General features: G+C 31.5%; 26 protein-coding genes and 3 tRNA genes. 19 read left to right on the top strand and 10 right to left on the bottom strand.

The genetic code is table 11. From position 1 onward, the window contains the following. Positions 1-68: 68 nt before the first annotated feature. From gltS to ETU08_RS02235, 5 genes are all read right to left on the bottom strand, one after another. On the bottom strand, positions 69-1,307 hold the full coding sequence (gene gltS / locus ETU08_RS02255) for a sodium/glutamate symporter (RefSeq protein ID WP_146261389.1): 1,239 nt from the start codon (positions 1,305-1,307) through the stop codon (positions 69-71). A 268-nt stretch (positions 1,308-1,575) separates the two neighbouring features. After that, complete coding sequence (gene thrC, locus ETU08_RS02250) at positions 1,576-2,871, bottom strand: threonine synthase (RefSeq protein ID WP_146261388.1); 1,296 nt, start codon at positions 2,869-2,871, stop codon at positions 1,576-1,578. 22 nt (positions 2,872-2,893) lie between these two features. Further along, positions 2,894-3,835, bottom strand: coding sequence for a homoserine kinase (locus tag ETU08_RS02245; protein ID WP_146261387.1), 942 nt, complete (start codon positions 3,833-3,835; stop codon positions 2,894-2,896). A 153-nt stretch (positions 3,836-3,988) separates the two neighbouring features. After that, positions 3,989-6,439: a bifunctional aspartate kinase/homoserine dehydrogenase I gene (gene thrA, locus ETU08_RS02240; protein WP_146261386.1), complete on the bottom strand. Its 2,451-nt coding sequence runs from the start codon at positions 6,437-6,439 to the stop codon at positions 3,989-3,991. Between the two features lie 107 nt (positions 6,440-6,546). After that, complete coding sequence (locus tag ETU08_RS02235; RefSeq protein ID WP_146261385.1) at positions 6,547-7,107, bottom strand: Crp/Fnr family transcriptional regulator; 561 nt, start codon at positions 7,105-7,107, stop codon at positions 6,547-6,549. A gap of 97 nt (positions 7,108-7,204) precedes the next feature. Between ETU08_RS02235 and ETU08_RS02230 the strand changes: the two genes are divergently transcribed. The 4 genes from ETU08_RS02230 to ETU08_RS02215 all read left to right on the top strand — a co-directional run bounded on the left by ETU08_RS02230 (position 7,205) and on the right by ETU08_RS02215 (position 10,520). After that, complete coding sequence (locus tag ETU08_RS02230; protein WP_146261384.1) at positions 7,205-7,534, top strand: DMT family transporter; 330 nt, start codon at positions 7,205-7,207, stop codon at positions 7,532-7,534. Between the two features lie 269 nt (positions 7,535-7,803). Continuing rightward, the gene (gene ruvB, locus ETU08_RS02225; RefSeq protein WP_146261383.1) at positions 7,804-8,832 is read left to right on the top strand and encodes a Holliday junction branch migration DNA helicase RuvB; all 1,029 of its coding nucleotides are present in this window, start codon (positions 7,804-7,806) and stop codon (positions 8,830-8,832) included. Between the two features lie 5 nt (positions 8,833-8,837). Beyond that, positions 8,838-9,170, top strand: coding sequence for a DMT family transporter (locus tag ETU08_RS02220; RefSeq protein WP_146261382.1), 333 nt, complete (start codon positions 8,838-8,840; stop codon positions 9,168-9,170). A 12-nt stretch (positions 9,171-9,182) separates the two neighbouring features. Further along, the gene (locus tag ETU08_RS02215; protein ID WP_146261381.1) at positions 9,183-10,520 is read left to right on the top strand and encodes a dihydroorotase; all 1,338 of its coding nucleotides are present in this window, start codon (positions 9,183-9,185) and stop codon (positions 10,518-10,520) included. Between the two features lie 144 nt (positions 10,521-10,664). Here ETU08_RS02215 and ETU08_RS02210 read toward each other — a convergent pair whose 3' ends face one another. The 4 genes from ETU08_RS02210 to ETU08_RS02195 form a co-directional block, all read right to left on the bottom strand. Continuing rightward, entirely contained in the window at positions 10,665-11,237 is a 573-nt protein-coding gene (locus tag ETU08_RS02210) for a DUF2892 domain-containing protein (RefSeq protein WP_146261380.1), read from the bottom strand. Between the two features lie 103 nt (positions 11,238-11,340). Next, positions 11,341-11,895 (bottom strand): hypothetical protein, encoded by a 555-nt coding sequence (locus ETU08_RS02205; RefSeq protein ID WP_146261379.1) that lies wholly within the window; start codon positions 11,893-11,895, stop codon positions 11,341-11,343. Beyond that, the gene (era, locus tag ETU08_RS02200; RefSeq protein WP_146261378.1) at positions 11,895-12,794 is read right to left on the bottom strand and encodes a GTPase Era; all 900 of its coding nucleotides are present in this window, start codon (positions 12,792-12,794) and stop codon (positions 11,895-11,897) included. Before era ends, ETU08_RS02205 begins: the two co-directional genes overlap by 1 nt. 5 nt (positions 12,795-12,799) lie before the next feature. Further along, positions 12,800-13,720 carry an N-acetylmuramoyl-L-alanine amidase gene (locus ETU08_RS02195; protein WP_146261377.1) on the bottom strand — a complete coding sequence of 307 codons (921 nt, stop codon included), beginning with the start codon at positions 13,718-13,720 and terminating at the stop codon, positions 12,800-12,802. Positions 13,721-13,864: 144 nt separating this feature from the next. On the opposite strand from ETU08_RS02195, the gene ETU08_RS02190 reads away from it, so the two are divergent. The 3 genes from ETU08_RS02190 to ETU08_RS02180 all read left to right on the top strand — a co-directional run bounded on the left by ETU08_RS02190 (position 13,865) and on the right by ETU08_RS02180 (position 14,123). Then, positions 13,865-13,949, top strand: a tRNA-Ser gene (locus ETU08_RS02190). 13 nt (positions 13,950-13,962) lie between these two features. Then, positions 13,963-14,035, top strand: a tRNA-Pro gene (locus ETU08_RS02185). 14 nt (positions 14,036-14,049) lie between these two features. Then, a tRNA-Arg gene (locus ETU08_RS02180) sits at positions 14,050-14,123 on the top strand. 159 nt (positions 14,124-14,282) lie between these two features. Here the strand turns inward: ETU08_RS02180 and ETU08_RS02175 are convergent. Then, entirely contained in the window at positions 14,283-14,657 is a 375-nt protein-coding gene (locus tag ETU08_RS02175; RefSeq protein ID WP_146261376.1) for a helix-turn-helix domain-containing protein, read from the bottom strand. 380 nt (positions 14,658-15,037) lie between these two features. On the opposite strand from ETU08_RS02175, the gene tssD reads away from it, so the two are divergent. From tssD to ETU08_RS11945, 12 genes are all read left to right on the top strand, one after another. Beyond that, entirely contained in the window at positions 15,038-15,430 is a 393-nt protein-coding gene (gene tssD, locus ETU08_RS02170; protein ID WP_146261375.1) for a type VI secretion system tube protein TssD, read from the top strand. Positions 15,431-15,470: 40 nt separating this feature from the next. After that, entirely contained in the window at positions 15,471-18,518 is a 3,048-nt protein-coding gene (locus ETU08_RS02165) for a type VI secretion system Vgr family protein (RefSeq protein WP_146261374.1), read from the top strand. A gap of 3 nt (positions 18,519-18,521) precedes the next feature. Beyond that, the gene (locus ETU08_RS02160) at positions 18,522-19,184 is read left to right on the top strand and encodes a hypothetical protein (protein ID WP_146261373.1); all 663 of its coding nucleotides are present in this window, start codon (positions 18,522-18,524) and stop codon (positions 19,182-19,184) included. A 16-nt stretch (positions 19,185-19,200) separates the two neighbouring features. Continuing rightward, positions 19,201-19,842, top strand: a complete 642-nt coding sequence (locus ETU08_RS02155; protein ID WP_146261372.1) for a toxin-antitoxin system YwqK family antitoxin — start codon at positions 19,201-19,203, stop codon at positions 19,840-19,842. Between the two features lie 13 nt (positions 19,843-19,855). Then, complete coding sequence (locus ETU08_RS02150; RefSeq protein ID WP_146261371.1) at positions 19,856-20,512, top strand: hypothetical protein; 657 nt, start codon at positions 19,856-19,858, stop codon at positions 20,510-20,512. Between the two features lie 98 nt (positions 20,513-20,610). Next, positions 20,611-20,961, top strand: a complete 351-nt coding sequence (locus ETU08_RS02145; protein ID WP_146261370.1) for a DUF4280 domain-containing protein — start codon at positions 20,611-20,613, stop codon at positions 20,959-20,961. A gap of 226 nt (positions 20,962-21,187) precedes the next feature. Then, positions 21,188-21,682 carry a hypothetical protein gene (locus ETU08_RS02140; protein WP_146261369.1) on the top strand — a complete coding sequence of 165 codons (495 nt, stop codon included), beginning with the start codon at positions 21,188-21,190 and terminating at the stop codon, positions 21,680-21,682. Between the two features lie 19 nt (positions 21,683-21,701). Beyond that, the gene (locus ETU08_RS02135) at positions 21,702-22,298 is read left to right on the top strand and encodes a T6SS effector amidase Tae4 family protein (protein WP_146261368.1); all 597 of its coding nucleotides are present in this window, start codon (positions 21,702-21,704) and stop codon (positions 22,296-22,298) included. A gap of 6 nt (positions 22,299-22,304) precedes the next feature. Beyond that, on the top strand, positions 22,305-22,883 hold the full coding sequence (locus ETU08_RS02130) for a hypothetical protein (protein WP_146261367.1): 579 nt from the start codon (positions 22,305-22,307) through the stop codon (positions 22,881-22,883). A gap of 7 nt (positions 22,884-22,890) precedes the next feature. Continuing rightward, positions 22,891-23,205 carry a hypothetical protein gene (locus ETU08_RS02125; protein ID WP_146261366.1) on the top strand — a complete coding sequence of 105 codons (315 nt, stop codon included), beginning with the start codon at positions 22,891-22,893 and terminating at the stop codon, positions 23,203-23,205. A gap of 104 nt (positions 23,206-23,309) precedes the next feature. Continuing rightward, positions 23,310-23,885 (top strand): hypothetical protein, encoded by a 576-nt coding sequence (locus ETU08_RS02120; RefSeq protein ID WP_146261365.1) that lies wholly within the window; start codon positions 23,310-23,312, stop codon positions 23,883-23,885. A 7-nt stretch (positions 23,886-23,892) separates the two neighbouring features. Further along, positions 23,893-24,109: hypothetical protein (locus tag ETU08_RS11945; protein WP_375764687.1), on the top strand; the 217-nt coding region annotated here is incomplete at its 3' end.

Here is a 24,109-nt window from a genome sequence, read left to right as displayed (position 1 = left end):
ACTGGAGTGCAAATATATAGTATATTTTCTAAATCACAAAGAAAAAATAAAATTTAATTTCCAGTCTTTTATCTGGATAAAAAAGACACAAAACTGGAAATTACCGAAGCATTGATTAGGTCAACGAAAAATGCACCAACTAAAGGAACGATTAAAAAAGCTTTATGAGAATTCATGTATTTAGAAGTGATGGCTTGCATATTTGCCACTGCTGTTGGAGTTGCACCCATTCCAAAACCGCAATGACCTGCGGCTATAACTGCCGCATCATAATCTTTCCCTAAAGCTCTAAATGTCACAAAATAAGCATAAGTAATCATTAGTAAGGTTTGTGCTCCTAAAATAATTAAGATAGGAATTGCAAGATCAATCAACTCCCATAGTTTCAGTGAAACCAAAGCCATAGCTAAGAATAAAGATAAAGAGACATTTCCAATAACATCTATACAACGATCAAAAACATCAACTTTAAAAAGATGAGAAAGAATATTTCTTACAATCACACCACAGCCTAAAGCCCAAACAAAATTTGGGATCTTAATAAAAAAGTCAGGGTAATTTTTTATCATAAATTGACTCATAAGAAAAGCAAATCCTATACAGATAGCAAACATTGTAATAGCTTCTAAGGTAGAATTTACTGTAATAAGTCTAGGGGTTTCCGGATGTTCAAAGGTAGTATCTACAGTATTTGCTTCCTTACCATCATTGGATAAATGATCTTTTTTTAATGGAATTAATTTTTTGGTTTTTATAAGCCTCTCCGCCAAACCACCACCGATAAGTCCACCTAAGACTAAGCCAAAAGTAGCACAAGCGATCCCTAGCGTAGTAGCACCGGAAACTCCTAAATTTTCTAAAGTGGTACCCCATCCGGCAGCAGTTCCATGCCCACCGGTAAGGGTTATGGATCCAGCAACAAGACCCAATCTTGGGTCAACCCCCAACAATGAAGCAATACTTACCCCGACCAAATCTTGTAAAAGTATAAATACAGCAACTACAATGGTTAACACTAAAAACGGTTTACCTCCTTCTTTTAATCGTGAAAAGTCAGCGCCTAAACCTATAGAAGCAAAAAACATAAGCATTAAACCTTCCTGTAAAGAGGTATCAATGGTAATACTAACGTTAGACGTATAATGCAGTACCGTTAGTAAAAATGCAACTAATAATCCCCCGGCAACAGGTATGGGAATATTAAATTTTTTTAAAAAGCTAATCTTTTTAGTCATAAAATTCCCTATAAGCAATACCATTGAAGCTATAATTAGGGTAAAATAGCTATTTAATTCAAAATTCCCCATATACAAATTGATTTAATGGGTTCTAATATAGAATTTTAATTATTTATTTCAAACTATTTGAGGGATTTTTTATCCTTTTTATAAATTCTATATGTAAGGGAGATAATAAATGAATGGTTAAAAGTTAAACAAGCTATATTCATTATCTTGAGTAATTTTACTTAAATTCAATATGATCTAAGTTCTCAATATGAAGAGGAATGATTCAATTAAGATTATTACAGAACAACTATATAAATTCAGTTGTTCTGTAACATTATATTTAAAGTTAATTATTTAATAAAAATTTTTTAAGTTCTATAAAATCATTTTTTATAGGCTTCGCTAGGCTAGTTTTATTTTCTAATTCTTTTACTTGTGTAGGAATTTGAATTTCATTTTTTAGATTATCGGAATAGACATCAATGAATTTACATGGATGGGCGGTAGATAAAAATATAGTGAATTCTTGAGCGTTGCAAATTTCTTTGGCTCCTAAATAAGCAACTGCGGTGTGGGGGCAAGCAATGTAGTTGTATTGCTGATAAAGTTCTTGTATTCCAGATAATGTTTCTTCATCTGTAAAGGAAGCGGAGGAAACTATTTCTTTTATTTTTTGAAGATCATTATTGAATAATTCCATAATACGTACCCAATTGCTAGGATTACCTACATCCATAGCGTTTGATAAGGTTTGTATCGAAGGTTTTGGCGTAAAAACACCACTTTGTAAATATCTAGGAACTGTATCGTTAATATTTGTAGCAGCTATAAAATGTTGAACCGGTAACCCCATTTTATAAGCAAGTAATCCAGCGCCAATATTGCCGAAATTTCCGCTAGGAACCACAAAGTTTATACTTTTTTTGTTCTGTCTTAATGCTTGCGCATAAGCATGAAAATAGTAAAATGTTTGAGGGATTAATCTAGATATATTTATGGAATTGGCTGAGGTGAGATTGAAATGTTCATTAAGTTCAGGATCATTAAAAGCCTCTTTAACCATGGATTGACAATCATCAAAAGTACCATCCACTTCCAAAGCTCTTATATTTTGTCCGTTGGTGGTTAATTGTAGTTTTTGTATTTCGCTTACCTTTCCTTTGGGAAATAATATGGTCACTCTAGTTCCTTCAACCCCTAAAAAACCTTGGGCAACTGCTCCGCCAGTATCTCCAGAAGTAGCCACTAAGATATCCAAGGTTTTATCATTTTTATCTGAGAGATAAGCCATAATACGGCTCATGAATCTTGCACCAAAATCTTTAAAGGCTAAAGAAGGTCCGTGAAATAGTTCTAAAACTCCTAATTCGTTTGAAAGCGGTACTACCGGAGCTTCAAAATTTATAACCTCTTCAATGATTTTTTTTAAATCTTCTTCCGGGATTTCGTTTCCTAAAAATGCTTGAGTGACTAGAAAAGCTATTTCTTGGAAATTATAACGATCTATATTATTTATAAAATCAGAGGATAATTGAGGAATTTCAACGGGCATATACAAGCCTTTATCAATCGGAAAACTGTTGAAAACAGCTTCTTTAAAAGAAACTCTTAAATCTTTATTATTAGTGCTGTATAACTTCATATTAAACTGTTTTTTAAGGAAATTATTTAATAACGATAGCGCCATGGGTATTTATCCTAGAGGAATAGCCGTTACTTCCTATTTGTTTATTTTTTAATTGTAATTGTAAAGCTTCGGTAATTTCTTTAGCCTTACCTAACCCTTTAGTGAAAGCTACGACAGAAGGGCCAGAGCCTGAAATGCCAAAACCTAAAGCTCCAAGTTCTTTAGCTATTTCTTTCATCTGGTCAAATTCTGGAATTAAGATAGACCGAATAGGCTCAATCAATTTATCTTCTAAAGATCTAGAAATAAGCCCATAATCTTCTAAAAATAAACCTGAAATTAGTCCTGCAATATTCCCCCATTGGTGAACCGCATTTTTTAATTCTATTTGTGTTCTTAATATTTGCCTAGCAGCGCGCGTGGGTACTTCTACATGTGGGAAAATAATAGAACAACATAGTTCCTTAGGGGTAGGTAAATTAATAACTTCCAAAGGATGGTAACTTTTGATAAGTGTAATGCCCCCCAATAATGAAGGAGCCACATTATCTGCATGCCCATATCCACAAGCCAATTCTTCTCCTTTTAAAGCAAAAGGGAGAAGTTCTTGCCTGGTCAATGGCTCTCCAAGCAATTGATTGATTGCAAACAATCCAGCAATTGTACTAGCGGCGCTAGATCCCAAACCACTTCCAATAGGCATTTTTTTGTTTAGTTCTATTTCTATACCTAAATCTTCTCTGTTAAGATGTTGCAAAACCATTTCAATACATGCACCCACAGTGTTTTTTTTAGGATCGGTGGGTAATAGTCCTTCATCTCCGGTTATTTTTTTTATAACTACTCCAGGAGTATTTACGCGAGTTAGTTTCACTTCATCGCCAGGTTCTTCAAGAGCTAAGCCTAAAATATCGTAGCCACAAATGAAGTTTGCAGAAGTTGCTGGGGCAAAAACATGGATACTATCTTTTTCTTTCATTCAAGATATTTAGAATTTTACAATGGTAAACGTATTTTACAAAGTTATAGTAAATCTATGGAACTATACAATAGATTAAAAACTGATGTTTAATAAATAAAGGGTTTAAAGCTTTATTTAAACCCTTTTATCAATAAAATATTTTTGAAAATATTAATTAGCTCCTACATTAATTAAATCTGCAAAAACCCCGGCCGCAGTAACCTCTGCACCAGCACCAGGACCTTTAATTACTAAAGGATTAGATTTATATCGTTCAGTGGTAAATGAAATAATGTTATCACTGCCGGTAAGGTTGTAGAATGGGTGATTACAATCAACCATTTCTAAACGAACAGTAGCTTCACCATTTTCAAGTTTACCAATGTATCTTAGAACTTGATTATTATTTTCTGCTTGTTTTTTTATTTGATTGAAATAATCCTCAGATTTCTTTAATTCTTCATAAAAAGCCTCAACGGTTGGAGCTTTTATACAACTTTCCGGAAGAATTTCCCCGAGTTTGATGTCTCTTTCTTCTGTTGGGTTGCCTAACTCTCTAGAAAGTATCATCATTTTTCTCATAAAATCCTTTCCACTTAAATCATCCCTAGGATCAGGTTCAGTAAAACCCAATTCTTGTGCTTTCTTCACAACATCATGAAAAGTTGCATCACCCTTAAAATTATTAAAAATATAAGAAATGGTTCCGCTTAAAATAGCTTCAATTTTTATGATTTGATCTCCGCTAGTCATTAAATCCTTTAACGTTCTTATAATGGGAAGACCGGCACCTACGTTGGTTTCATAGAAAAAATCTACACCCCGTTTCCTTGCCGTATTTCTTAGTAAGTTATACTCATCGAAAGAAGAAGAATTGGCGATTTTATTACAAGTAACTACAGAAACATTGGATTGAAATAATTGTTGGTAGAATTTACTAGTTTCAGGACTGGCGGTGTTATCTATAAACACACAATTGGACAGATTTAATTGTTTAATTTTTTCTGTAAATTTTTCTAAAGTTACCTTTTCGCCACTTTCCTCTAAAATATTCTTCCAATTTTCTAAATCTATTCCATCTTCGTTAATAAACATTTTACGGGAGTTGGAAATACCTACAATTTTTACTTCAATATCATTATTTTCTCTAAGATATTTACTTTGCTTTTCAATTTGTTTAAATAACGTGGAACCAATATTACCCGTACCCACATTAAAAACATGCAGAGTCTTAGTTAATTCAATAAAGAAAACATCATGAACAGCATTGAGAGCTTTAGAAATATTTTTGTTTTTTATTATGACAGAGATATTGTACTCCGATGAACCCTGCGCAATGGCGTGAATATTAATTCCATTCCTCCCTAAGGCATGAAAAAATTTGCCGGAAATCCCAGGAGTTTGTTTCATATTTTCTCCTACAATGGCTAATATAGAAAGATTTTCCTCAACAGTGAGTGGATTTAGTTTATGGGTTTCAATTTCAAGTTCAAATTCACGATTGAAAACCTCTTGGGCTTTTGAAATGTCTTGAGGCTCAATGGCAAAAGTTATACTATGCTCGGATGAAGATTGAGTGATAAGAATAACATTTATATTTTCTCTTGCTAAAAGTGAAAATAATTTACCACTAAATCCAACTTTTCCAATCATGCCACTACCGGTTACGTTTACTAAACTTACATGATCTATAGAGGAAATTCCTTTAATAGGATAGGAATTTTTTTGAACTGTTTCTTTTATTTGGGTACCTTTAAAATCAACATTAAAAGTGTTTTTAAGAGTAATTGGAATTTTTTTGCTAATAGCAGGAATCATAGCTGGAGGATAAATGACCTTAGCTCCAAAGTAAGACAATTCCATTGCTTCTGTATATGAAACCTCAGCAAGAGGAAAGGCTTTTTTTACAATTTTAGGATCTGCTGTTAGCATACCATCAACGTCAGACCATAGCTCAATTTCATCAGCATCAATAGAAGCAGCTAAAATGGCTGCTGTATAATCGCTACCTCCACGCCCAAGAGTTGTAATTCTGTTGTCTTTGGTGGAAGCAATAAAGCCGGTTGCAAATAATATTTTATCTTTATTATTCGTGTAAAATTCTTGGATTCGTTTTTCAGTTTCCGGGAAATCTACTTTTGCATTCCCAAAATAATCGTCGGTTTTTATTAAAGTAGAAGTGTCAACAAATAGGCTATTAGGAAAATATTGTTTGGCAATTTGGCTAAGTAAAAAAGTGGAGCACTTCTCACCGTAGCTTAAAATAAAGTCTTTGCTCTGTAAACTTAATTCTCTAAGGTTTAGTACCGCTTGTAAGAGATCCTCAAGCTCATTGATATAAATTTTTATTTGAGTTAGAACAGGGTTCTGGTATTTAACTTCAATTAAATCTTTAATAACTGTAAAATGCCTTTTTTCAAGGTCTTTAAGTTCATCTTTAAAATTGATTCCAGTAGCTGCTTGTTCCGAAAGTTGGGTTAGTAAGTTTGTAACTCCACTCATGGCAGAAGAAACAACGATAAACTTTTCTCCTTGCGAGTATTTGTGTTGTAAAATATCTATTATCCTACGGATGCTTTGACTGGATTCCATTGAGGTTCCTCCAAACTTAACTACTTTCATGAGATTTTCTTCATTTAAATACAATTTTAGTGAATTTTTATTTTCTAAACTAAAAATATGAAAGTTAGTTTTGAATTTATGTGTGTTTTTAAACAAGAATTACACAATTATTTGTTTGCCCTAATTCTACTTAAGGATACTTGTGACATGCCTAAGTAGGAGGCAATAATTCCTAAAGGTACTCTTTGCAAAAGTTCTGGATGATTTTTTAGCAAATACTGGTATCTTTCCCTTCCTGAATGGAACAGTTGAAATATTAATTGATTTTCGGTTTTTATAATTTCCTTTTCAATAAATTTTCTCCCCCAATTAGCAATATGAATATCTTCAAGAAATAATTTTTCAAGAGATAGATTATTTATTTTATACAGTAAGCAGTTTTCAAGGGTTTCAATGCTTTCGTAACTAGGCTTATTTTCCACATAATTCCTCATGGAACATATTACATGACCTTCAGTACCTATCCAGAAGGTAGTTTCTTTACCATTAATCGTACTAAATGCTCGAACTAAGCCCTTAGATAAAAAATAAGTTGAATTCTTAATAGTACCTTCCTCGCTAATTAAATATTTTTTTGGATATTTTATTTCTTCAGATAGCTGTACAATCTTATCTAACGAGGCATTTGGGATATTGTATATAGAAGTTATTATGGTGGATAAATGCATATTTTCCTATAAAAATTTTAATAAACTTCATTTTTTAACAAATGTAAAAAATGTTTTCTAGGATTTTTTGGAAATTTGCACTTCTAAAAATTGTGTAATGAATTGGATAATTTTAATCGTAGGTGGATTATTTGAAGTAGGCTTTACCTATAGTTTAGGACAAGCAAGAGAATCTCAAGGAAATTCTAGTTATTTATGGTATACTATTTTTGTGATTTGCTTATTTGCAAGTATGGGATTACTTATGAAAGCTACCCAAACCTTACCTTTAGGTACCGCCTATGCCGTTTGGACTGGAATTGGAGCGGTAGGGTCTGTTTTAATGGGTATTCTAGTTTTTAAAGAACCGGCTACTTTTTGGAGAATCTTTTTTGTTACTACTCTTATTGCTTCTATCATAGGATTAAAAGTAGTTTCTAATCATTAAAAACTTTTAATTAATAAAATTTGTAAGAAAATTTTTATTTTTTAGGCTTCTAATAATAAAACAATTGAAGATAGGATTGGTAGTTTTTTTATAATATCAAGCAAATCAATTTCTGTAAATGTAATATAAATAGTTATTTATAATTTATGTGTTGATTATTCCAAGCTTTTTTGTAGTTGTCTTTTTATTAATTATAATATATGCTAGACAGTTGTAAAATACTAAATAATAATATTTTTTTCTTTATAAAGATGTTTTAAATTTACATCATGTCTGATTTATTAGATCCTGATAAAAATAAATATACCGGAGAAGAATTGGCTCAGGAAGAGCAGGTACGTCCCAAGAATTTTTTTGAATTTACGGGGCAAACCCATATTATGGATAATTTAGAGATTTTTGTTAAAGCTGCAAAGCTTAGAAATGAATCTTTAGATCACGTTTTGTTACATGGGCCTCCGGGTTTAGGAAAAACTACTTTAGCAAATATAATAGCGAATGAATTGGGGGTAGGTATTAAAATTACCTCCGGCCCAGTATTAGATAAACCTGGAGATCTTGCCGGATTACTTACCGGTTTAGAAGAAAATGATGTGCTTTTTATTGACGAAATTCATAGATTATCTCCAGTAGTAGAAGAGTACTTATATTCTGCTATGGAAGATTATAGAATTGATATTATGATAGAAAGTGGTCCAAATGCACGTTCCGTTCAAATTAATTTAAATCCATTTACCTTAATAGGAGCCACCACGCGTTCCGGATTACTGACTGCACCTTTACGTGCTCGTTTTGGAATAAATTTCCGTTTTGAATATTACAACACGGAATTATTAAGTACCATTGTTGAAAGAAGTTCACGCATTATGAACATGCCGATTGAGCAACAAGCTGCTATTGAAATTGCATCTAGAAGTAGAGGAACACCTCGAATTGCCAATGCTCTATTAAGAAGAATTCGGGATTTTGCACAAATTAAAGGCAATGGGAAAATTGATTTAAAAATAGCAGATATAGGGCTTGAAGCCTTAAAAGTAGATCAACACGGGTTGGATGAAATGGATAATAAAATTTTAAGTTCTATCATTGAAAAATTTAAAGGCGGACCTGTGGGATTAACTACGATAGCTACTTCGGTGGGTGAAAATCCAGGAACTTTAGAAGAAGTTTACGAGCCGTTTCTTATTCAAGAAGGATATTTAATGAGAACACCTCGAGGTAGAGAAGTAACAGAAAAGGCTTACAAACATTTAGGTAAAAAAGTTAAATTTAAAGGAGATCAATCAGAATTATTCTAACCCGTATGAAATCATATTTATACTTGCTTATGGCAATTTGTTTTGAAGTAGCGGCAACATCTACTTTACCTAAAACGGAAGGTTTTACTAAATGGAAGCCTTCAATTATATTTTTCCTATTATTTTTTGTTGCTTTGTTTGCATTAAATAAAGCTATCAAAACGATACCTATTGGTATTGCTTATGCCATATGGGCGGGAATAGGGATCGTTTTGATAAGCGGTGCGGGATTTGTATTGTATAAACAAAAGTTGGATACACCAGCCATTATAGGAATTCTCTTTATAATTATAGGAGTTGTAATTATAAATCTTTTTTCTAAAACTGCAGGGCATTAAAATAATTAAACCATGATTCTAATCAAAAATGCAACCCTAATCAATGAGGGCAAATCTTTACTAGGTTCTGTACTACTTAAAGATAATATTATTTCAGCTATTTACTTTTCAGAAGAAATACCTGAACAAATAATCAATCAATCCCAAATCATTGATGCGGAAGGTTTATGGCTTCTCCCTGGAGTTATAGATGATCAAGTACACTTTCGGGAGCCCGGCTTGGTACATAAAGGAAATATAGAAAGTGAAAGCAAGGCTGCAATAGCAGGAGGGGTAACTTCATTTATGGAAATGCCTAATACAAACCCACAAACTGTTACAATTGATGCGCTTAATTATAAATTTGAATTAGCTTCACAAAAATCTTACGCCAATTATTCCTTCTTTATGGGAGCAACCAATGATAACATAAAGGAATTAAAAAAAGTAAATCCTAAAGAAGTTTGTGGTATTAAAATTTTTATGGGTTCTTCCACTGGGAATATGTTGGTAGACAATAAAAAAGCCCTTGAGACTATTTTTTCAGAGATTGAAATGTTGATAGCTACTCATTGTGAGAGTGAAGAAATTATTAAATCTAATATCCAAAAATATAAATTAAAATTTGGAGAGAATATTCCTATTTCTTACCATCCTCTGATAAGAAGTGCAGAAGCCTGTTATGCATCCTCTTCCGAAGCAGTAGAATTAGCTCATAAATGTGGAACCCGTCTTCATATTTTACATTTATCAACAGAAAAGGAATTAAGTTTATTTGAAAACAAACCTTTATCTCAGAAAAAAGTAACCGGAGAGGCTTGTGTTCATCACCTCTGGTTTACAGATGCGGAGTATGAAACCTTAGGTTCTAAAATTAAATGGAATCCGGCAGTAAAAACCAAGCAAGACCGAGAGGCTATCTTAGAAGCAGTAAAACAGGGTAGATTAGATGTTATTGCTACGGATCATGCTCCTCACTTAGTGGATGAAAAAGAAGGAGGATGTCTACAAGCAGCTTCCGGTGGACCTCTAATTCAACATTCTTTACAAATTATGTTGGAGCTAGTTAAACAAAATAAAATTACAAAAGAAGTAATAGTTGAAAAAATGTGTCATGCACCGGCAGAACTATTTCAAATTTATAAAAGAGGTTATATACGTAAAGGTTATTATGCCGATTTAGTATTAGTGAATCCTAATAAACCTTATACAGTAACTCAAGAAAATATTTTATCTAAATGCAAATGGTCGCCATTGGAAGGAAAAACATTTACAACTTCTATTGAAAAGACTTTTTTAAATGGAAAATTAGCTTTTGATAATGGTACTATTAATCAGGTTAGAGGAGAGGCTTTAAGTTTTGAACGATAGATAAAATAAGAATTAAAACAATAATCAGAGATTGAATTCTATTTAATTGAAAATTAACGCAATCATTGATTATTATTTTAGCTTTTTATGATTCTTGATAAATAATTTTATTTTAAAGCTTGATACAATATTAAAAATTGAAGATTACCTCATAAATTTAGATCGGCTTCTCATATTTGGGTTTATCATATTGCTTCTAGAAACGTTAACCCTTTTCATTTGTTCCTTCATCATTTTAATTTGATCTCCCAGCATATTAGAACTGTCCAATTTTTTTGCTTCATTTAATAAACGTTCAGCTTCCAATTTATTTCCGCGCATCATAGCACCGGCAGCTATATTTAGAGTAGCTAAAGCTCTGTCGTGCTTAAAACTTAAACCATAATCTAAGGCAGCTCTCATAAAACCCTCTGCTTTAGCTGGGTTTTTTTCAGCTTCTGTAATACCCATTAAATAATTATAATATCCCAATTGTTTTCGAACAAGTTGTCCTTTGGTATTGGTTATTTTATTTAACCAAGAGCGAGCGCCAGCAAGATCTTGCTTTCGCAATTTCCAAAAAGCCAATAAAATATATTCATTTCTAAAAAATAATAAAATAGGAATTGCAGATAAAAGGATCATAACGATTCCTAAACCTATATTTCTGTTAAACATTAAATATATGCCTAGACCAATGATAGCAACTGCAATAACTAACTTAATATATTTATTCATGACAATACGGAAATTCAATTTTTCACAAAGATAGTAATATAGATCAAAAAAAGGAATCTATAAAATTGATTTACTATAAATATCTTTAGGTTTACTATAAATGTTAGGGTAGATACCAGTAAATTTGATTATTTAAACGGAGGGCTATTTTATAAAACTTGTAATGTTTATTATAGAAAAATATTTCATTGTGGGAAATTGAGCCATAGGGATTCAAACGGATGGTAGTTGAAAAATTCCCTTGTTTCAAATTAGAAAAGCATAAATCAATTTCATTGGACTTAGAATAATATTCGTAGTTTAGTTTTTCATCCTTAGCAAGAGTTAGAGAATAACAACTATCTGGTCCTTGATTTTTTAAAAATAAGTAAGATTTACCATTCGAAAAGCTATTATTAATATAATATTCTTTATTCCTAGAATGTAACTTATACGAAATAATTTTTTCATCGTTGAAAATATTATTTATAAGGATGGAATCTTTGCTATAATCTACTTCAATTCTATAAGGGATATCTTCAGTGATTTTGTGTTTTATTAATTGTTGCTGCAAAAGAAAAGTTTTCTTTTCAGATGTATTAGGATTATTATTACTACTTCTACAACTAAATACAAGAAATAAAAGAATAGCAAAGTAAGAGGAAAAAATTCTTGCCATTATGAATTGGAATACCCAAACGCTTTTAAATCTTTATCATTAGATCTCCAGTCTTTTTTAACTTTTACAAATAGGTTTAAAAATATTCGAGAATCAAAAAATTTTTCTAAATCCAATCGAGCTTCTATACCAACTTTTTGAATTTTTTCTCCTTTATGTCCAATCAATATTCCTTTTTGGGTTTCTCTTTCAACGTATATTACTGATTCTATACGAATCATGTTATCTTCTTCTTTAAAACTTTCTGTAACAACTTCTACGGAATAAGGAATTTCTTTTTTATAATGTAGAAGAATTTTTTCACGGATACATTCGTTTACAAAAAATCTTTCAGATAGAGTTGTAAATTGATCTTTATCGTAATAAGGAGGAGATTCGGGTAATAAACTAATAATTTTCGGTATAATTAAATCGGTATTTAAACTGTGTAATGCAGAAATTGGTAGAATTTCTGCAGTCGGAATTTGCTCATGTAAAATTTCAACCGCTTGGGAAATTTGTTCTGAATCTTTAGAATTATCAACTTTATTTAGTAATACCAGGATTGGAACTTTAGAGCTGTTTATTTTATTTAATAAATATTCAGAAGGATTTTTTTCATCCCTAAGTTCAGTTAAATATAGAAGAATATCAGCGTCATGGAAGGAATCTTTAACAAATTCATTCATCTTTTCCTGCAATTCGTAGGCGGGCTTTTGAATAATACCTGGGGTGTCAGAAAAAATAATTTGAACATTGGCATCATTCCAAATACCAAAAATTCTATGACGCGTAGTTTGTGCTTTGGAAGTAACAATGGATAATTTTTCTCCCATTAATAGATTTATTAAGGTAGATTTACCCACATTCGGTTTGCCTATAATGTTTACAAATCCAGATTTAAAAGGCACTTCGGTCATAAAATTTATTTAGTTCTATATTTTTTATTTAAAGCCTGTAAAATAGCCCAAGTTTCTGCATCAATTATGCCATCTCCTTTTTGCGGTCTAAAATGCCACTGGAAAGCTCTAGTAACAAGTTTTGTATTTTTATCATAAACTCCGGTTAAATTCACAGAATAACCATATTTTTTTAGAGCTTTCTGAAATTCTAAAACAGAATTGTAAGGAGCAATATCAGGCTCATACATATTTAAGAAATAGAGCTTATCTTTTTCATCGTACCAAGCCCCTAATTGGTGTTCTTTGTATAATTTTTCCCATGGAAAAGCCGGACCTGGGTCTTGTTTACGTAAAGGAGCGATATCACTATGTCCAATAATATTAACTGGGTCTATATCGTAACGCTCCGCAATATTTTTAACAAGGGAAATCACTTTTTTTATTTGGTAGTTAGGAAAAGGTTGAAAAACCATAGAATCTCCTATCTTTTTATATCCACTATTAACTATTTCAATACCTATGGAAGTATCGTTTAAATTTACCGCATTTCCCCACGAACTAATTCCTGCATGCCAAGCTCTTTGATTCTCGCTGACTAATAAATCAATTGAATCATTAGGCAAATCATTCACTAAATAATGAGAGCTAACATTGCCTTTTTTTGCCAAAATTTTCACTGAGGTTGGATAATCAGAAACTGTGTAATGCAGTACAATAAATTTTACTCTATGGTTAGAAGCAACAGAAGGAAAATTTTTTTTAGAGATAATGTAATCTTTAAGGTTTGCCTGTTCAACAAAATGATATTTTGGGTCAACATCAGTTACGTATATAGTGTCGTGTACTGTTTTCGTTTTAACAATCACTTTTTCTTGAGTGCTACAACTGGTTATAATTAGAGTTAACACAAAGGTGCAGATCAGTAACTTCAGTATAAATTTCATGTATTTATTTTTATCTAACAAAAATATAAAAAAATCTTTGATAAAAGGGGTTGATTAAAAAACTTAAAAAAAATTTGCATAATTTAAAACTTACAATTACTTTTGCACTCCATTTAATCAATATTTGAATTGATTATTATTGAAGGAGAGTTGCCGGAGTGGTTAACGGAGCAGTTTGCTAAACTGTCGGCGGGAAACTGCCGCGTGGGTTCGAATCCCACACTCTCCGCTGGGAAGATTTTCGGGGTGTAGCGCAGGTGGTAGCGCATCTGGTTTGGGACCAGAGGGTCGCAGGTTCGAGTCCTGTCACCCCGACTTTTTTATAGTTCGGTCGCGTAGCTCAGCTGGATAGAGCATCTGCCTTCTAAGCAGACGGTCAAAGGTTCGAATCCTTTCGCGATCACAAAATAGAATCGTAAATAATTATATACTAATTGTTTGCGATTTTTTGTTTCTTGATTTAGACAATATTTAGACAACGATTTTTATTTTTATAAAAAAAGAAAAGAGGATGTAATTAAACCTCCTCCTTAAATATTATATAAAAAAATCTTTAAATTATTTATTTAGATAACTTTTCAATTAATTCATCTCTATCTTTTATCATTCTTTCATAAAGTTCAACTACTTTATCTAGTGGATTGAAAGTGCAATTATATGAATTAAAAGATTCTACCTTATCATTAAAAGTATTAATGTAGTTGATAGTAGCTTCATCATTCATATTTTTAATAGCTTCTACAGGTACTTTTAAAGCCTGAGAGACTTTCTCTAATATTTTATCTTCCAATTGTTCTTTTTGTTCATAATCTGATACCGTAGACTGGGTGACTCCTAAATCTAAGGCTAAAGATTCTTGTTTGATTCCCAGCATTTCTCTTAGTCTTTTTATGTTTCTTCCCTGATGTACTTTTTTAGGAGCTATATCTGTATTCATAAACAAAGGATTTTAGCTTATCTATGAAAATACCACTAAAAGCAGAGAATTATTTTATACGATTATTTTCTGTATCTGTATAATAAATAGAACTTCTGAAAAAGATAAATGAAATAAAATTTACCTTAAACTTAAAGCATTTAATTTTATAATTTCTATAAATACTAAAACCTTATGTTTCACTTTCTTCTTTAATTTTAGTTCAGATTTTATATATATTTTTTAAGTAATATCATGTATTACAAACATTAAACTCTTTGATTAAAAAAGAAAAGTACTAGCAAATTAAGAAATCTCAATTTATAATTATAAATTTTATGTTTATTATTTTACATTAGGATATAATTTATATCTTAGCAAAATAATCTTAATTATAAATTATGTCATCATTCCTCGCAAAATTATTTTTAGATGGAGAAACCTATACCATTTTAAAATGTAAATACCAATTTGACAAATTAACCGATCCCACTTTTAAACCCTCCGGAGAAGTGGTTGGCGGTAAAATAAAATTAACCATTGAAAGCCGTGGTCATGTAGGTTTATTGGAATGGATACTTGCCAGAGACAAAGAAAAAGAAGGCTACGTTGAATTTTATCGCAGGGACGGGATGAGCAGACAACTAAGAATTGAATTCAAAAAAGCTTTTTGTATTCGTTATAAAGAGAAGTTTAACTCCGTTGGAAATGTACCTATGCATATATCCTTTGTTATTGTTGCTCAAAAACTAAAATTTAATCATTTAGAATTCCATAACGATTGGGTGATCTAATCGTTTTTATCTAACTCAAAAATTTACATTACTAACTATTATGGATCATACAAATTCCCCGTATGTGTATCACCGTAAGGGAAACGGAGATTTTTCTGATACTTCAGCGGTGGTTACTTTGAACGGAAAGGAAATTTCTTTAAGAAATTCCATAGAGGTAAAGATTTCTCAGGAAATGCTCTCTCATACTACTTATCATTTAATTTGCCCTAGCGAAGCTTTTGGGGATAAAGACGCTTATCCGCTAAGTAATTCTAAACAGCTGTTAGGTTCTAATTTATCTATACAATTCCGTAAAAAAGGAGAAACAATTGCTCTTTATACAGGAGTAGTTACTCGGGTAAATTATAAGAAGAAAAATAAATATCCTTTTATTGTAATTGAGGCTAAATCTTTTTCTGTATTACTGGATACTCAAAAAAGATGCAGAAGCTATCTAAATCAATCTTTAAAAGAAATTTTAAACAAAGCTTTTTCTGAATATTCGGGGGATCGGGTGGAATTTATTTGCGAGCCTAACTATTCTTCTCTTATTCCTTATACGGTTTCGTATAACGAGACTATTTTTGCTTTTATGCAAAGACTAGCCATCCGTTACGGTGAATACTTTTTCTGGAATGGCTCGCAACTGATTTTTGGTAGAGGCAACCAAAGAAGAACACCTATTTATGAGGGTCAAGATTATTTGGAATACGAAATAAGTACCGGGGTTGCCCCCCAGCATTCTATTCGTGAGAACTATTATCCATCTGCGGCGTCTGTTCAAAGTTTAAATAGTAAAACTTTTGCGCCTAGTAATTCTTTGTATTTGGTCAATCCTTTTTTACATCATGCCGTTACAGAAGCTAAAAAAATATACCCTTCTTCTGAAACTTCTTTTTATTTTGATGCTTTAAGTGAAGACCAAGATATAGAACAACAAAATAAACTAAAAATACAGCAATCAGCCTTAGAAAATTTGGTATGGGTAGAGGCTAAAACCACGCAACCGGGTTTGCGTTTGGGTGATATTGCAAAAATGTTGGCGCATATTCCGGAAATACAAACCTTTGAGAATGGAAAGAAGGTTCCTATTGAAAGTTATTTAATTCAAAAAATAGAACATACTTATGATACGCATGGGTATAGGAATGAGTTTTCTGCTATACCTAGGGAACAGCTGATTGCTCCGTATTGGGATGAGAATGCTTATCCTCGGGCAGATGACCAAAGTGCAGTGGTGGCGGAGGTGGATGATCCGCTGAAAATGAACCGGGTAAGGCTTCGGTTTTTCTGGCAAAAGGGCGAGAGTGAATTAACTCCTTGGGTGCGATTGGTGCAGGGATATGCGGGGCAAGATCGGGGTTTACACTTAATGCCGGAAAAGGGAGAAGAGGTTTTGGTTTCTTTCCGCAGGGGAAATGCGGAGTTTCCTGTGGTTACGGGTTCTTTGAATAATGGTAGCCAGATTAGCAACTACCAAACAGAAGATAATCGGTTTAAGGTTTTGAAAACGAAGCAGGGGGAAAAGCTGGAGTTTGAGGAGCTGAAGAATATTGTTCTTGCGGATCGTAAGGGTAACCAACTGCATATTGAGATTGATAAGGATACGCTTACCTTAAGGGCTTTGGATATTATTAATATTTTGGCGCCTTATATTAATATTGAGGCGGAGAAAAACCTAACTCTGCGTGCCGGGCAAAAAATGCTATCGGAAGCTTTTGAAAAAATGTTGGTCAATACTCCTTTTATGCAACAATTGGTAAGCGATTATTACCATACCCAGGCAGGAAAGGCTTTGATAAACTCGCAAAACGAAATAAAGCTGGAAAGCCCGGAAACTTATGTACAGGGGGGACAAAAGCTGTTTTTACATTCCGATGAATTAGCAACTCTAAATTCTAAGGGTATTGCAGAGTTTAGAGGGGAAACCAAAAATGCGCTTAGTAATAAAGCTGATGTTTACACCCCTCAACAATACAAAATAGAAGCGAAATGTACAGTTCAGTTTCGCCCGCATAATAACTGGGATGGAGAATTTGGTTTTGACTGGATGCGTTTGGGCGATACTGGAAGAAACCCGGGAGATACCAAAGCGTATAAAGATATAGTAGGAAAAAATAGAGATGGTGGTAAAATTTCCAATAATAATTACGGAAATAACATTGTTCCGGACAGTGCAGAATATACCAAACTTTTAAAAAAGTACAATGTATTATCTGTTCCCTTTACTAAGGATTTCTACATTGTACCCTGGGCTAGTTTATTTAAAGATAAAACAGCTAAATTTAGTTTGAAATTGCATATAGAAGAACCTCCTAAAAAACTGGAATTTAAGTACGACAAAACCCTTTTTCAATTAAATAAAACAGAAATAACCACCAAAACCAAAGGAAAACACACCTTACCCGATTATTTAACTGTAAAATGTATAAAGACCTTTAATGCTGACCAATACATTGATGTTTATGCCGATGAAAAACTGGCAGGTAGACTAAAAATACATAAAAACGGAAAGGTAGACCGGCGTAAAATAGATATTGTATTAGCTCCTGTGAAAACAAATATTATTAATAAATCAAAAACCGGAGAAACTGGTAAAATAACAGGAGAAGAAGCCAAACTAAAAAAATATTTAGGACAGGCTTTAATTACTCCCAATATAATTATTGATAATTCCGTTGATCTTCGTAATAACCGTATTTTTGAACGAACTTTTATAAGAGGGGGACAGCTTGTTTATGGACATGATTCTTCTGGAAGAGGAAAATTACATACTTACATGATAAGTAATTATAACTTAGCAGGAAAATATCCGGGAGCCTTTATTATTTATATATTCGATCTTCCTTGCCCGGGTACCGGTGGAGAGGTTTTTGAAATTCCTTCCTATTTTGCTTTGGTTTACAAGTATGCCAGCAGGAAGCCTACTTGCTTGGTTCATGAATTATTGCATGGCTTGGGCTTATACCATACTTTTGATAATGATAGTACTTTTACCTTTCCTAAAAAAACAGAAAATATTATGGATTATACCGCCACCCGCTATGCTACCTGGAAATGGCAGTGGGATTTAATTAGAAAACATTCGCAAGTAAAACCTGAATAAATTATGAAAAAATATCTTTTTTTTATTTTAGTAATTCCTGTGTGCATTTCCTGCCAAAAGCAAGAAACCAGTAAACCTATAAAAACCATTTCCTCAACCCCAGTACAACCTAAAGATAGCCTTATGGAAAAATTTAATATACAAGAATTTAATAAACATCAAAAAAACGATGAATGGGAATATATAGATAAAGATGGAAATGAAATTAGAAATATAAAAGATGGAAATGAAGGCTATATTATAAAAATTACAAATAATAAAAATATTTTTGACATTAATAAATATTTTTATCCTAATGGCAACATTGCTCAAAAAAGTTTTCAATTTCATGGAAATGCTTTTATTAGAGGAGTTATGACTGATTATGATGAAAAAGGAAATATAATAAAACAAACTGATTATGATGCTCCTTACAAAGATTACCCTTGGGAAAAGGTAAAGGTTTGGATGGAAAGTAAAAATATTGATCTACTAGATCCTCTTACCCGAGTTTGGAGAGAGATTGATAATGATAAACCCATCTGGTATATAAGCTGGGATACTAAAAAACTAGATAAATATAGTAACCAAATTATCCAAAATGTAGAAATTAATGGAAAAACAGGGGAAATTATTAAGGAATATACTTCTTCTTTTGGGGAAGAGATTCCTGAAAAGTATAGATAATCGGATTTTATTGGATATGAAATTTTTAGCTATATTTCTATTTACTTTACTACTTTCTTCCTGCCAGAGACAAGAAACCAGTACATCTATAGAAACTATTTTCTCAACTCCAATACAACCTAAAGATAGCCTTATGGGAAATTTTAATATACAAAAATTTAATAAACATCAAAAAAACGATGAATGGGAATATATAGATAAAGATGGAAATGAAATTAGAGAAACTTACATTGAGGGAGATGGATATGTAGTGGATATTAATTACTTAAAATACCCTTTTAGTACATATAAATTTTTTAATACAAAAGGAATTATTAAAACTAAAGGAAATTATTTTCATGGAAATGGTTTTAATAAAGGAATTTGGACTGATTATGATGAAAAGGGAAATATAATAAAACAAACCGATTATGATGCACCTTACAAAGATTACCCTTGGGAAAAGGTAAGGGTTTGGATGGAAAGTAAAAATATTGATTTAATGGATCCTCTTACTTCCGTAGGAAGAAACAATGATAATGACAAGCCTATTTGGTATATAAGCTGGAGTATTCCATTGAATGAAGTAGGTACACAAACTACTTATAATGTGGAAATTGATGGAAAAACAGGTAAAATTATTAAGGAATCTTCAGAAACATTCGATAGAGAAGGATAAATTTTAATTAAACATGAAAAAAAGTATATTATTCTTTAGCTTATTAAGTATTGTCTGTTCCTGCCAAAAGCAAGAAACCAGTACATCTATAGAAACTATTTCTTCAACTCCAATACAACCTAAAGATAGCCTTATAGGAAAATTTAATATACAAGAATTTAATAAACATCAAAAAAATAATGAATGGGAATACACTAAGGATAATAAAGATTTTTTTTTAAGAGATGTGCAAGATGAATATTGGATGGAAGTTTCAGAAAAAAATAATCCTTTTATTCTAAGAATTAATTATTATTTAAATGGAAATCGTAAACTAAAAGCTCTATCCTTTCATGCAAATGGGTTTACTAAAGGATTGGTTGTAGAATATAATGAAAAAGGAAATATAACAAAACAAACTGATTATGATGCACCTTACAAAGATTACCCTTGGGAAAAGGTAAAGGTTTGGATGGAAAGTAAAAATATTGACCTACTAGATCCTCTTACCCGAGTTTGGAGAGAGATTGATAATGATAAACCCATCTGGTATATAAGCTGGGATACTAAAAAACTAGATAAATATAGTAACCAAATTATCCAAAATGTAGAAATTAATGGAAAAACAGGGGAAATTATTAAGGAATATACTTCTTCTTTTGGGGAAGAGATTCCTGAAAAGTATAGATAATCGGATTTTATTGGATATGAAATTTTTAGCTATATTTCTATTTACTTTACTTATTCTACTAGTTTCTTCTTACATAAATTAAATTTTATAGTTAGCATATGCCACAAACCATAACTGAAACTGCAACGCTACAATGCAACCAAGGAACTGCCGAAAGTAAACTTTCAGTAAGTAGTCAAAATTTCTTTTTTATCGGCGATCATGCTATTGCTACCGAAGCGGATAAACAAACGGGAGTGAATATAAAGCCTTTTGGTTTGTGTAAATTAAAACCAATTCCGGGTGGATATTTGCCGTGTACACCTGTACCTACCAACTGGGCTGAAACAACAAAAAAGGATGAGCTAAACGGAAATAAAATACTACTGGATTGCTCTGTTTGTCCTTGCACTACTGGAGGAACTATCTCCGTAAAAGAGAAAGGACATGGAGAAGAGCAGGAAGGGTAGAAAGTGCATTAAAAAATTATCAATGAACTTATTTCCAAATTAAGCCTAAAGAATAATAAATTTCAAAGTCTGCAATAGATGAAAAAATTATTATAGCTTTTAATTTTCTACTTATCTTTTTTATTTAAGGCTGAAAATAATATGTATATAATTAGCTAACGATATTTCGCAAAACAGTGGTAAAAAGACATTTCTGTCCAGTGGTACCAATACGTACCTTTCTGCGATGAGTGATGTGGATATTTTGGCTCATAAGAGAATTATTGGTTATTCTAAGGGAATTACGGAGTTTGGAGCTATGAAAAATATGCATGTGTATGGGGGTAATTCGTTGATTACGGCTCTGAATAAGATTGAATACAAGGCTCCGGATATGAATGAGGTTACAGAACCGGGGAAGTTTATTCATGATGACTCTCCGCAGATTGTGGAGATGTTTTGGTCCTATGGGGATGACTTTATTCGTTTAAATGAAAAATCCAGATTCTATGTAGATATGAATTTGCATGCACTTACTCGAAATTATAAACCGGGAGAATCTATAGACTTTGTTTTAAAAAATGAGGATGATACCCCACTTGCTAAAGAATTAGATATACTAGAGTTATCTGGGGTGGTAGATGAAGATAACCAAATTATACTTAAAGATGTTTTTAAAGATTACACTTTAAATTTAACAAAAGAAGATCCCCAACAAGAGGAAGAAGATTTTAAAATTTAAACAAAAATAAATTAATATTATGGCAATAATAGTTTCAGCACAAGGATTTGAATCTCCTCCTATTAATCCGATAAGACCTAAATGGAGTGATGTGTATAAAAATTATCCAAAAAAAAGTGCTACGGAGGATATGTTTGGACCCAATGTATATAAATCTATGTATGGAGATGATTATGATTTAAATACTCACCTATTAGATAATAAGCATGAACTTTATAATGCTTGTGCTGCAAAAGTTTCAATAGCCCTAGTGTTATCAGGAGTAGAATTAAGAAGAATTAGTGGGATTGGTATAGATTTTATAGCAAGACAGGGGCCTATGAAAGATAAAGGATTTATAAGTACTGCTTCTAAAATGAAATTATGGTTGGAAAAAACATGGGGAGGTCCTTATTGTCAGTGGAAAACTAGCGAAACATGTCCCAATTATTCAATAGGAGAATTTGGACTTACTGTTGAAAATAGAAAAGAAATATATGTAATGTTAGCAAAAAATCCTACAGATTTTGGAGCTGGAGGGCATGTAACTTTATGGATAGGTGGAAATCAAAAGGTCTTTGGAGGAAATCATTATGATAAAAGTGCTAAAGCTATGTATTTTTGGGAATTAAAATAAATATGTATGAAAAAGTATATAATACTATTGGTCTTATTAACAAGTTTAACAGCCTGCTCACAAAAAAATAAATTATCCACTTTCAGCAGTGAAAATGAATTAATCTCCATTCCTGAGGATACACTCATTAAAGATCGTCTAATTATTGAAAAACTTTCTAAAGACATACAAGCATACCAAGATTTTAGAGAATTAGGATGTTCTCTTTGTTACGACAAATACAGCAAGGATTCTACTGAAATTAATTTTGGAAATACATTTATCGATTTATTTAATTTTTGTGAACCTATTACTCCAAGAATTAGAAGGACACCTATCGGAGTTGATTCTGTGAAATGTCGTGTTTTAATACGATTTATAGGGATTGAAAAAAGAAATAAGGCTAAATCTTTTTTTGAAGACTATATTCAAAAAGAAAGTAAGGGTGAAAAATTATCATTAAAATCTTGTAAAGAGTTATTTGATAAGAAAGAATTGAGAAATTACTATCTTTTTTTTATAAATAACAAAACTACTTTTATGGAAAGGGTATCTGAAGAAGATGACTATCTAAATTTTGGATATGCCAAAGTATATACAGAGTAAAAAAATAATGAAAAAAACAGCATTTTATATAGGGATTTTTTTGTTTAGCACTAATTTATCATTTTCTCGAAAAACAGATAAAATTAAAGAACTTAAATCTTTTGCATTATCTGTCTGTATACAGGATAATTATAAAAAATTAAATCCTGAATTTGATTCAAAGGATTATACAAATTCCTTTATTGTTGGAGATATAGTCACTATTAGCACCCCTAATCTAGAAATTTTATCTATGATAACACAAAAGATTTTTATAAACCAATTCCTTCTAGTGCTTCCTATGAAGATAATAATGCTAATATGGTATGTTATAATTGTATAGAATTTTATAATTCAAAAAAGCTTAGAAAATTTATTAAAAATATTCTTAAAGAAGATTCTGATTTATAATTTAAATATAGGAGATTGATATTAAAATAAATTTGCATGAAAAAATATATAATATTATTGGTCTTATTAATAAGTTTAATAGCCTGCTCACAAAAAAATAAATTACCCTCTTTCAGCAGTGAAAATGAATTAATCTCCATACCTGAGGATACACTCATTAAAGATCGTCTAATTATTGAAAAACTTTCTAAAGACATACAAGCATACCAAGATTTTAAAGAGTGGGGTTGTTCTCTTTGTTATGAAAAATATAGCCAGGATTCTACTGAAATTAATTTTGTAAATACATTTATCGATTTATTTAATTCTTGTGAACCTATTACTCCAAGAACTAGAACCTCTCCTATCGGGGTTGATTCTGTGAAATGCCGTGTTTTAGTAAGACTTGTAGATGAAAAGAGAAATAAAGCTAAATCTTTTTTTGAAAACTATATTCAAAAAGAAAGTAAGGGTGAGAAATTATCATTAAAATCTTGTAAAGAGTTATTTGATAAGAAAGAATTGAAAAATTACTATCTTTTTTTTATAAATAATAAAACCACTTTTATGGAAAGGGTATCTTATGAAGATGACTATCTAAATTTTGGATATGCCAAAGTATATACAGAGTAAAAAAATAATGAGAAAAACAGCATTTTATATAGTGATTTTTTTGTTTAGCATAAATTTATCATTTTCTCAAAAAACAAATAAAATTAAAGAACTTAAATATTTTGCATTATCTGTCTGTATACAGGATAATTATAAAAAATTAAATCCTGAATTTGATTCAAAGGATTATACAAATTCCTTTATTGTTGGAGATATAGTCACTATTAGCACCCCTAATCTAGAAA

It is taken from the genome of Apibacter muscae, from assembly GCF_007845635.1.
GTDB classification, from domain to species: Bacteria; Bacteroidota; Bacteroidia; order Flavobacteriales; family Weeksellaceae; genus Apibacter; species Apibacter muscae.
Note: the sequence above shows the minus strand (reverse complement) of the source record. Positions and strands in the feature narration are given on the sequence as shown.

What these genes read in the sequence shown, in the direction of transcription:
- ETU08_RS02165 (WP_146261374.1), top strand. Translation starts at nt 15,471, where the DNA reads ATGGATCATACAAATTCCCCGTATGTGTATCACCGTAAGGGAAACGGA.
- gltS (WP_146261389.1), bottom strand. Translation starts at nt 1,307, where the DNA reads ATGGGGAATTTTGAATTAAATAGCTATTTTACCCTAATTATAGCTTCA.
- ETU08_RS02210 (WP_146261380.1), bottom strand. Translation starts at nt 11,237, where the DNA reads ATGAATAAATATATTAAGTTAGTTATTGCAGTTGCTATCATTGGTCTA.
- ETU08_RS02120 (WP_146261365.1), top strand. Translation starts at nt 23,310, where the DNA reads ATGAAAAAATATATAATATTATTGGTCTTATTAATAAGTTTAATAGCC.
- ETU08_RS02155 (WP_146261372.1), top strand. Translation starts at nt 19,201, where the DNA reads ATGAAATTTTTAGCTATATTTCTATTTACTTTACTACTTTCTTCCTGC.
- ETU08_RS02195 (WP_146261377.1), bottom strand. Translation starts at nt 13,720, where the DNA reads ATGAAATTTATACTGAAGTTACTGATCTGCACCTTTGTGTTAACTCTA.
- tssD (WP_146261375.1), top strand. Translation starts at nt 15,038, where the DNA reads ATGTCATCATTCCTCGCAAAATTATTTTTAGATGGAGAAACCTATACC.
- ETU08_RS02125 (WP_146261366.1), top strand. Translation starts at nt 22,891, where the DNA reads ATGAAAAAAACAGCATTTTATATAGGGATTTTTTTGTTTAGCACTAAT.
- ETU08_RS02135 (WP_146261368.1), top strand. Translation starts at nt 21,702, where the DNA reads ATGGCAATAATAGTTTCAGCACAAGGATTTGAATCTCCTCCTATTAAT.
- era (WP_146261378.1), bottom strand. Translation starts at nt 12,794, where the DNA reads ATGACCGAAGTGCCTTTTAAATCTGGATTTGTAAACATTATAGGCAAA.
- ETU08_RS02235 (WP_146261385.1), bottom strand. Translation starts at nt 7,107, where the DNA reads ATGCATTTATCCACCATAATAACTTCTATATACAATATCCCAAATGCC.
- ETU08_RS02205 (WP_146261379.1), bottom strand. Translation starts at nt 11,895, where the DNA reads ATGGCAAGAATTTTTTCCTCTTACTTTGCTATTCTTTTATTTCTTGTA.
- ETU08_RS02245 (WP_146261387.1), bottom strand. Translation starts at nt 3,835, where the DNA reads ATGAAAGAAAAAGATAGTATCCATGTTTTTGCCCCAGCAACTTCTGCA.
- ETU08_RS02130 (WP_146261367.1), top strand. Translation starts at nt 22,305, where the DNA reads ATGAAAAAGTATATAATACTATTGGTCTTATTAACAAGTTTAACAGCC.
- ETU08_RS02230 (WP_146261384.1), top strand. Translation starts at nt 7,205, where the DNA reads ATGAATTGGATAATTTTAATCGTAGGTGGATTATTTGAAGTAGGCTTT.
- ETU08_RS02160 (WP_146261373.1), top strand. Translation starts at nt 18,522, where the DNA reads ATGAAAAAATATCTTTTTTTTATTTTAGTAATTCCTGTGTGCATTTCC.
- ETU08_RS02215 (WP_146261381.1), top strand. Translation starts at nt 9,183, where the DNA reads ATGATTCTAATCAAAAATGCAACCCTAATCAATGAGGGCAAATCTTTA.
- thrA (WP_146261386.1), bottom strand. Translation starts at nt 6,439, where the DNA reads ATGAAAGTAGTTAAGTTTGGAGGAACCTCAATGGAATCCAGTCAAAGC.
- ETU08_RS02175 (WP_146261376.1), bottom strand. Translation starts at nt 14,657, where the DNA reads ATGAATACAGATATAGCTCCTAAAAAAGTACATCAGGGAAGAAACATA.
- thrC (WP_146261388.1), bottom strand. Translation starts at nt 2,871, where the DNA reads ATGAAGTTATACAGCACTAATAATAAAGATTTAAGAGTTTCTTTTAAA.
- ETU08_RS02140 (WP_146261369.1), top strand. Translation starts at nt 21,188, where the DNA reads ATGAGTGATGTGGATATTTTGGCTCATAAGAGAATTATTGGTTATTCT.
- ETU08_RS02150 (WP_146261371.1), top strand. Translation starts at nt 19,856, where the DNA reads ATGAAAAAAAGTATATTATTCTTTAGCTTATTAAGTATTGTCTGTTCC.
- ruvB (WP_146261383.1), top strand. Translation starts at nt 7,804, where the DNA reads ATGTCTGATTTATTAGATCCTGATAAAAATAAATATACCGGAGAAGAA.
- ETU08_RS02220 (WP_146261382.1), top strand. Translation starts at nt 8,838, where the DNA reads ATGAAATCATATTTATACTTGCTTATGGCAATTTGTTTTGAAGTAGCG.
- ETU08_RS02145 (WP_146261370.1), top strand. Translation starts at nt 20,611, where the DNA reads ATGCCACAAACCATAACTGAAACTGCAACGCTACAATGCAACCAAGGA.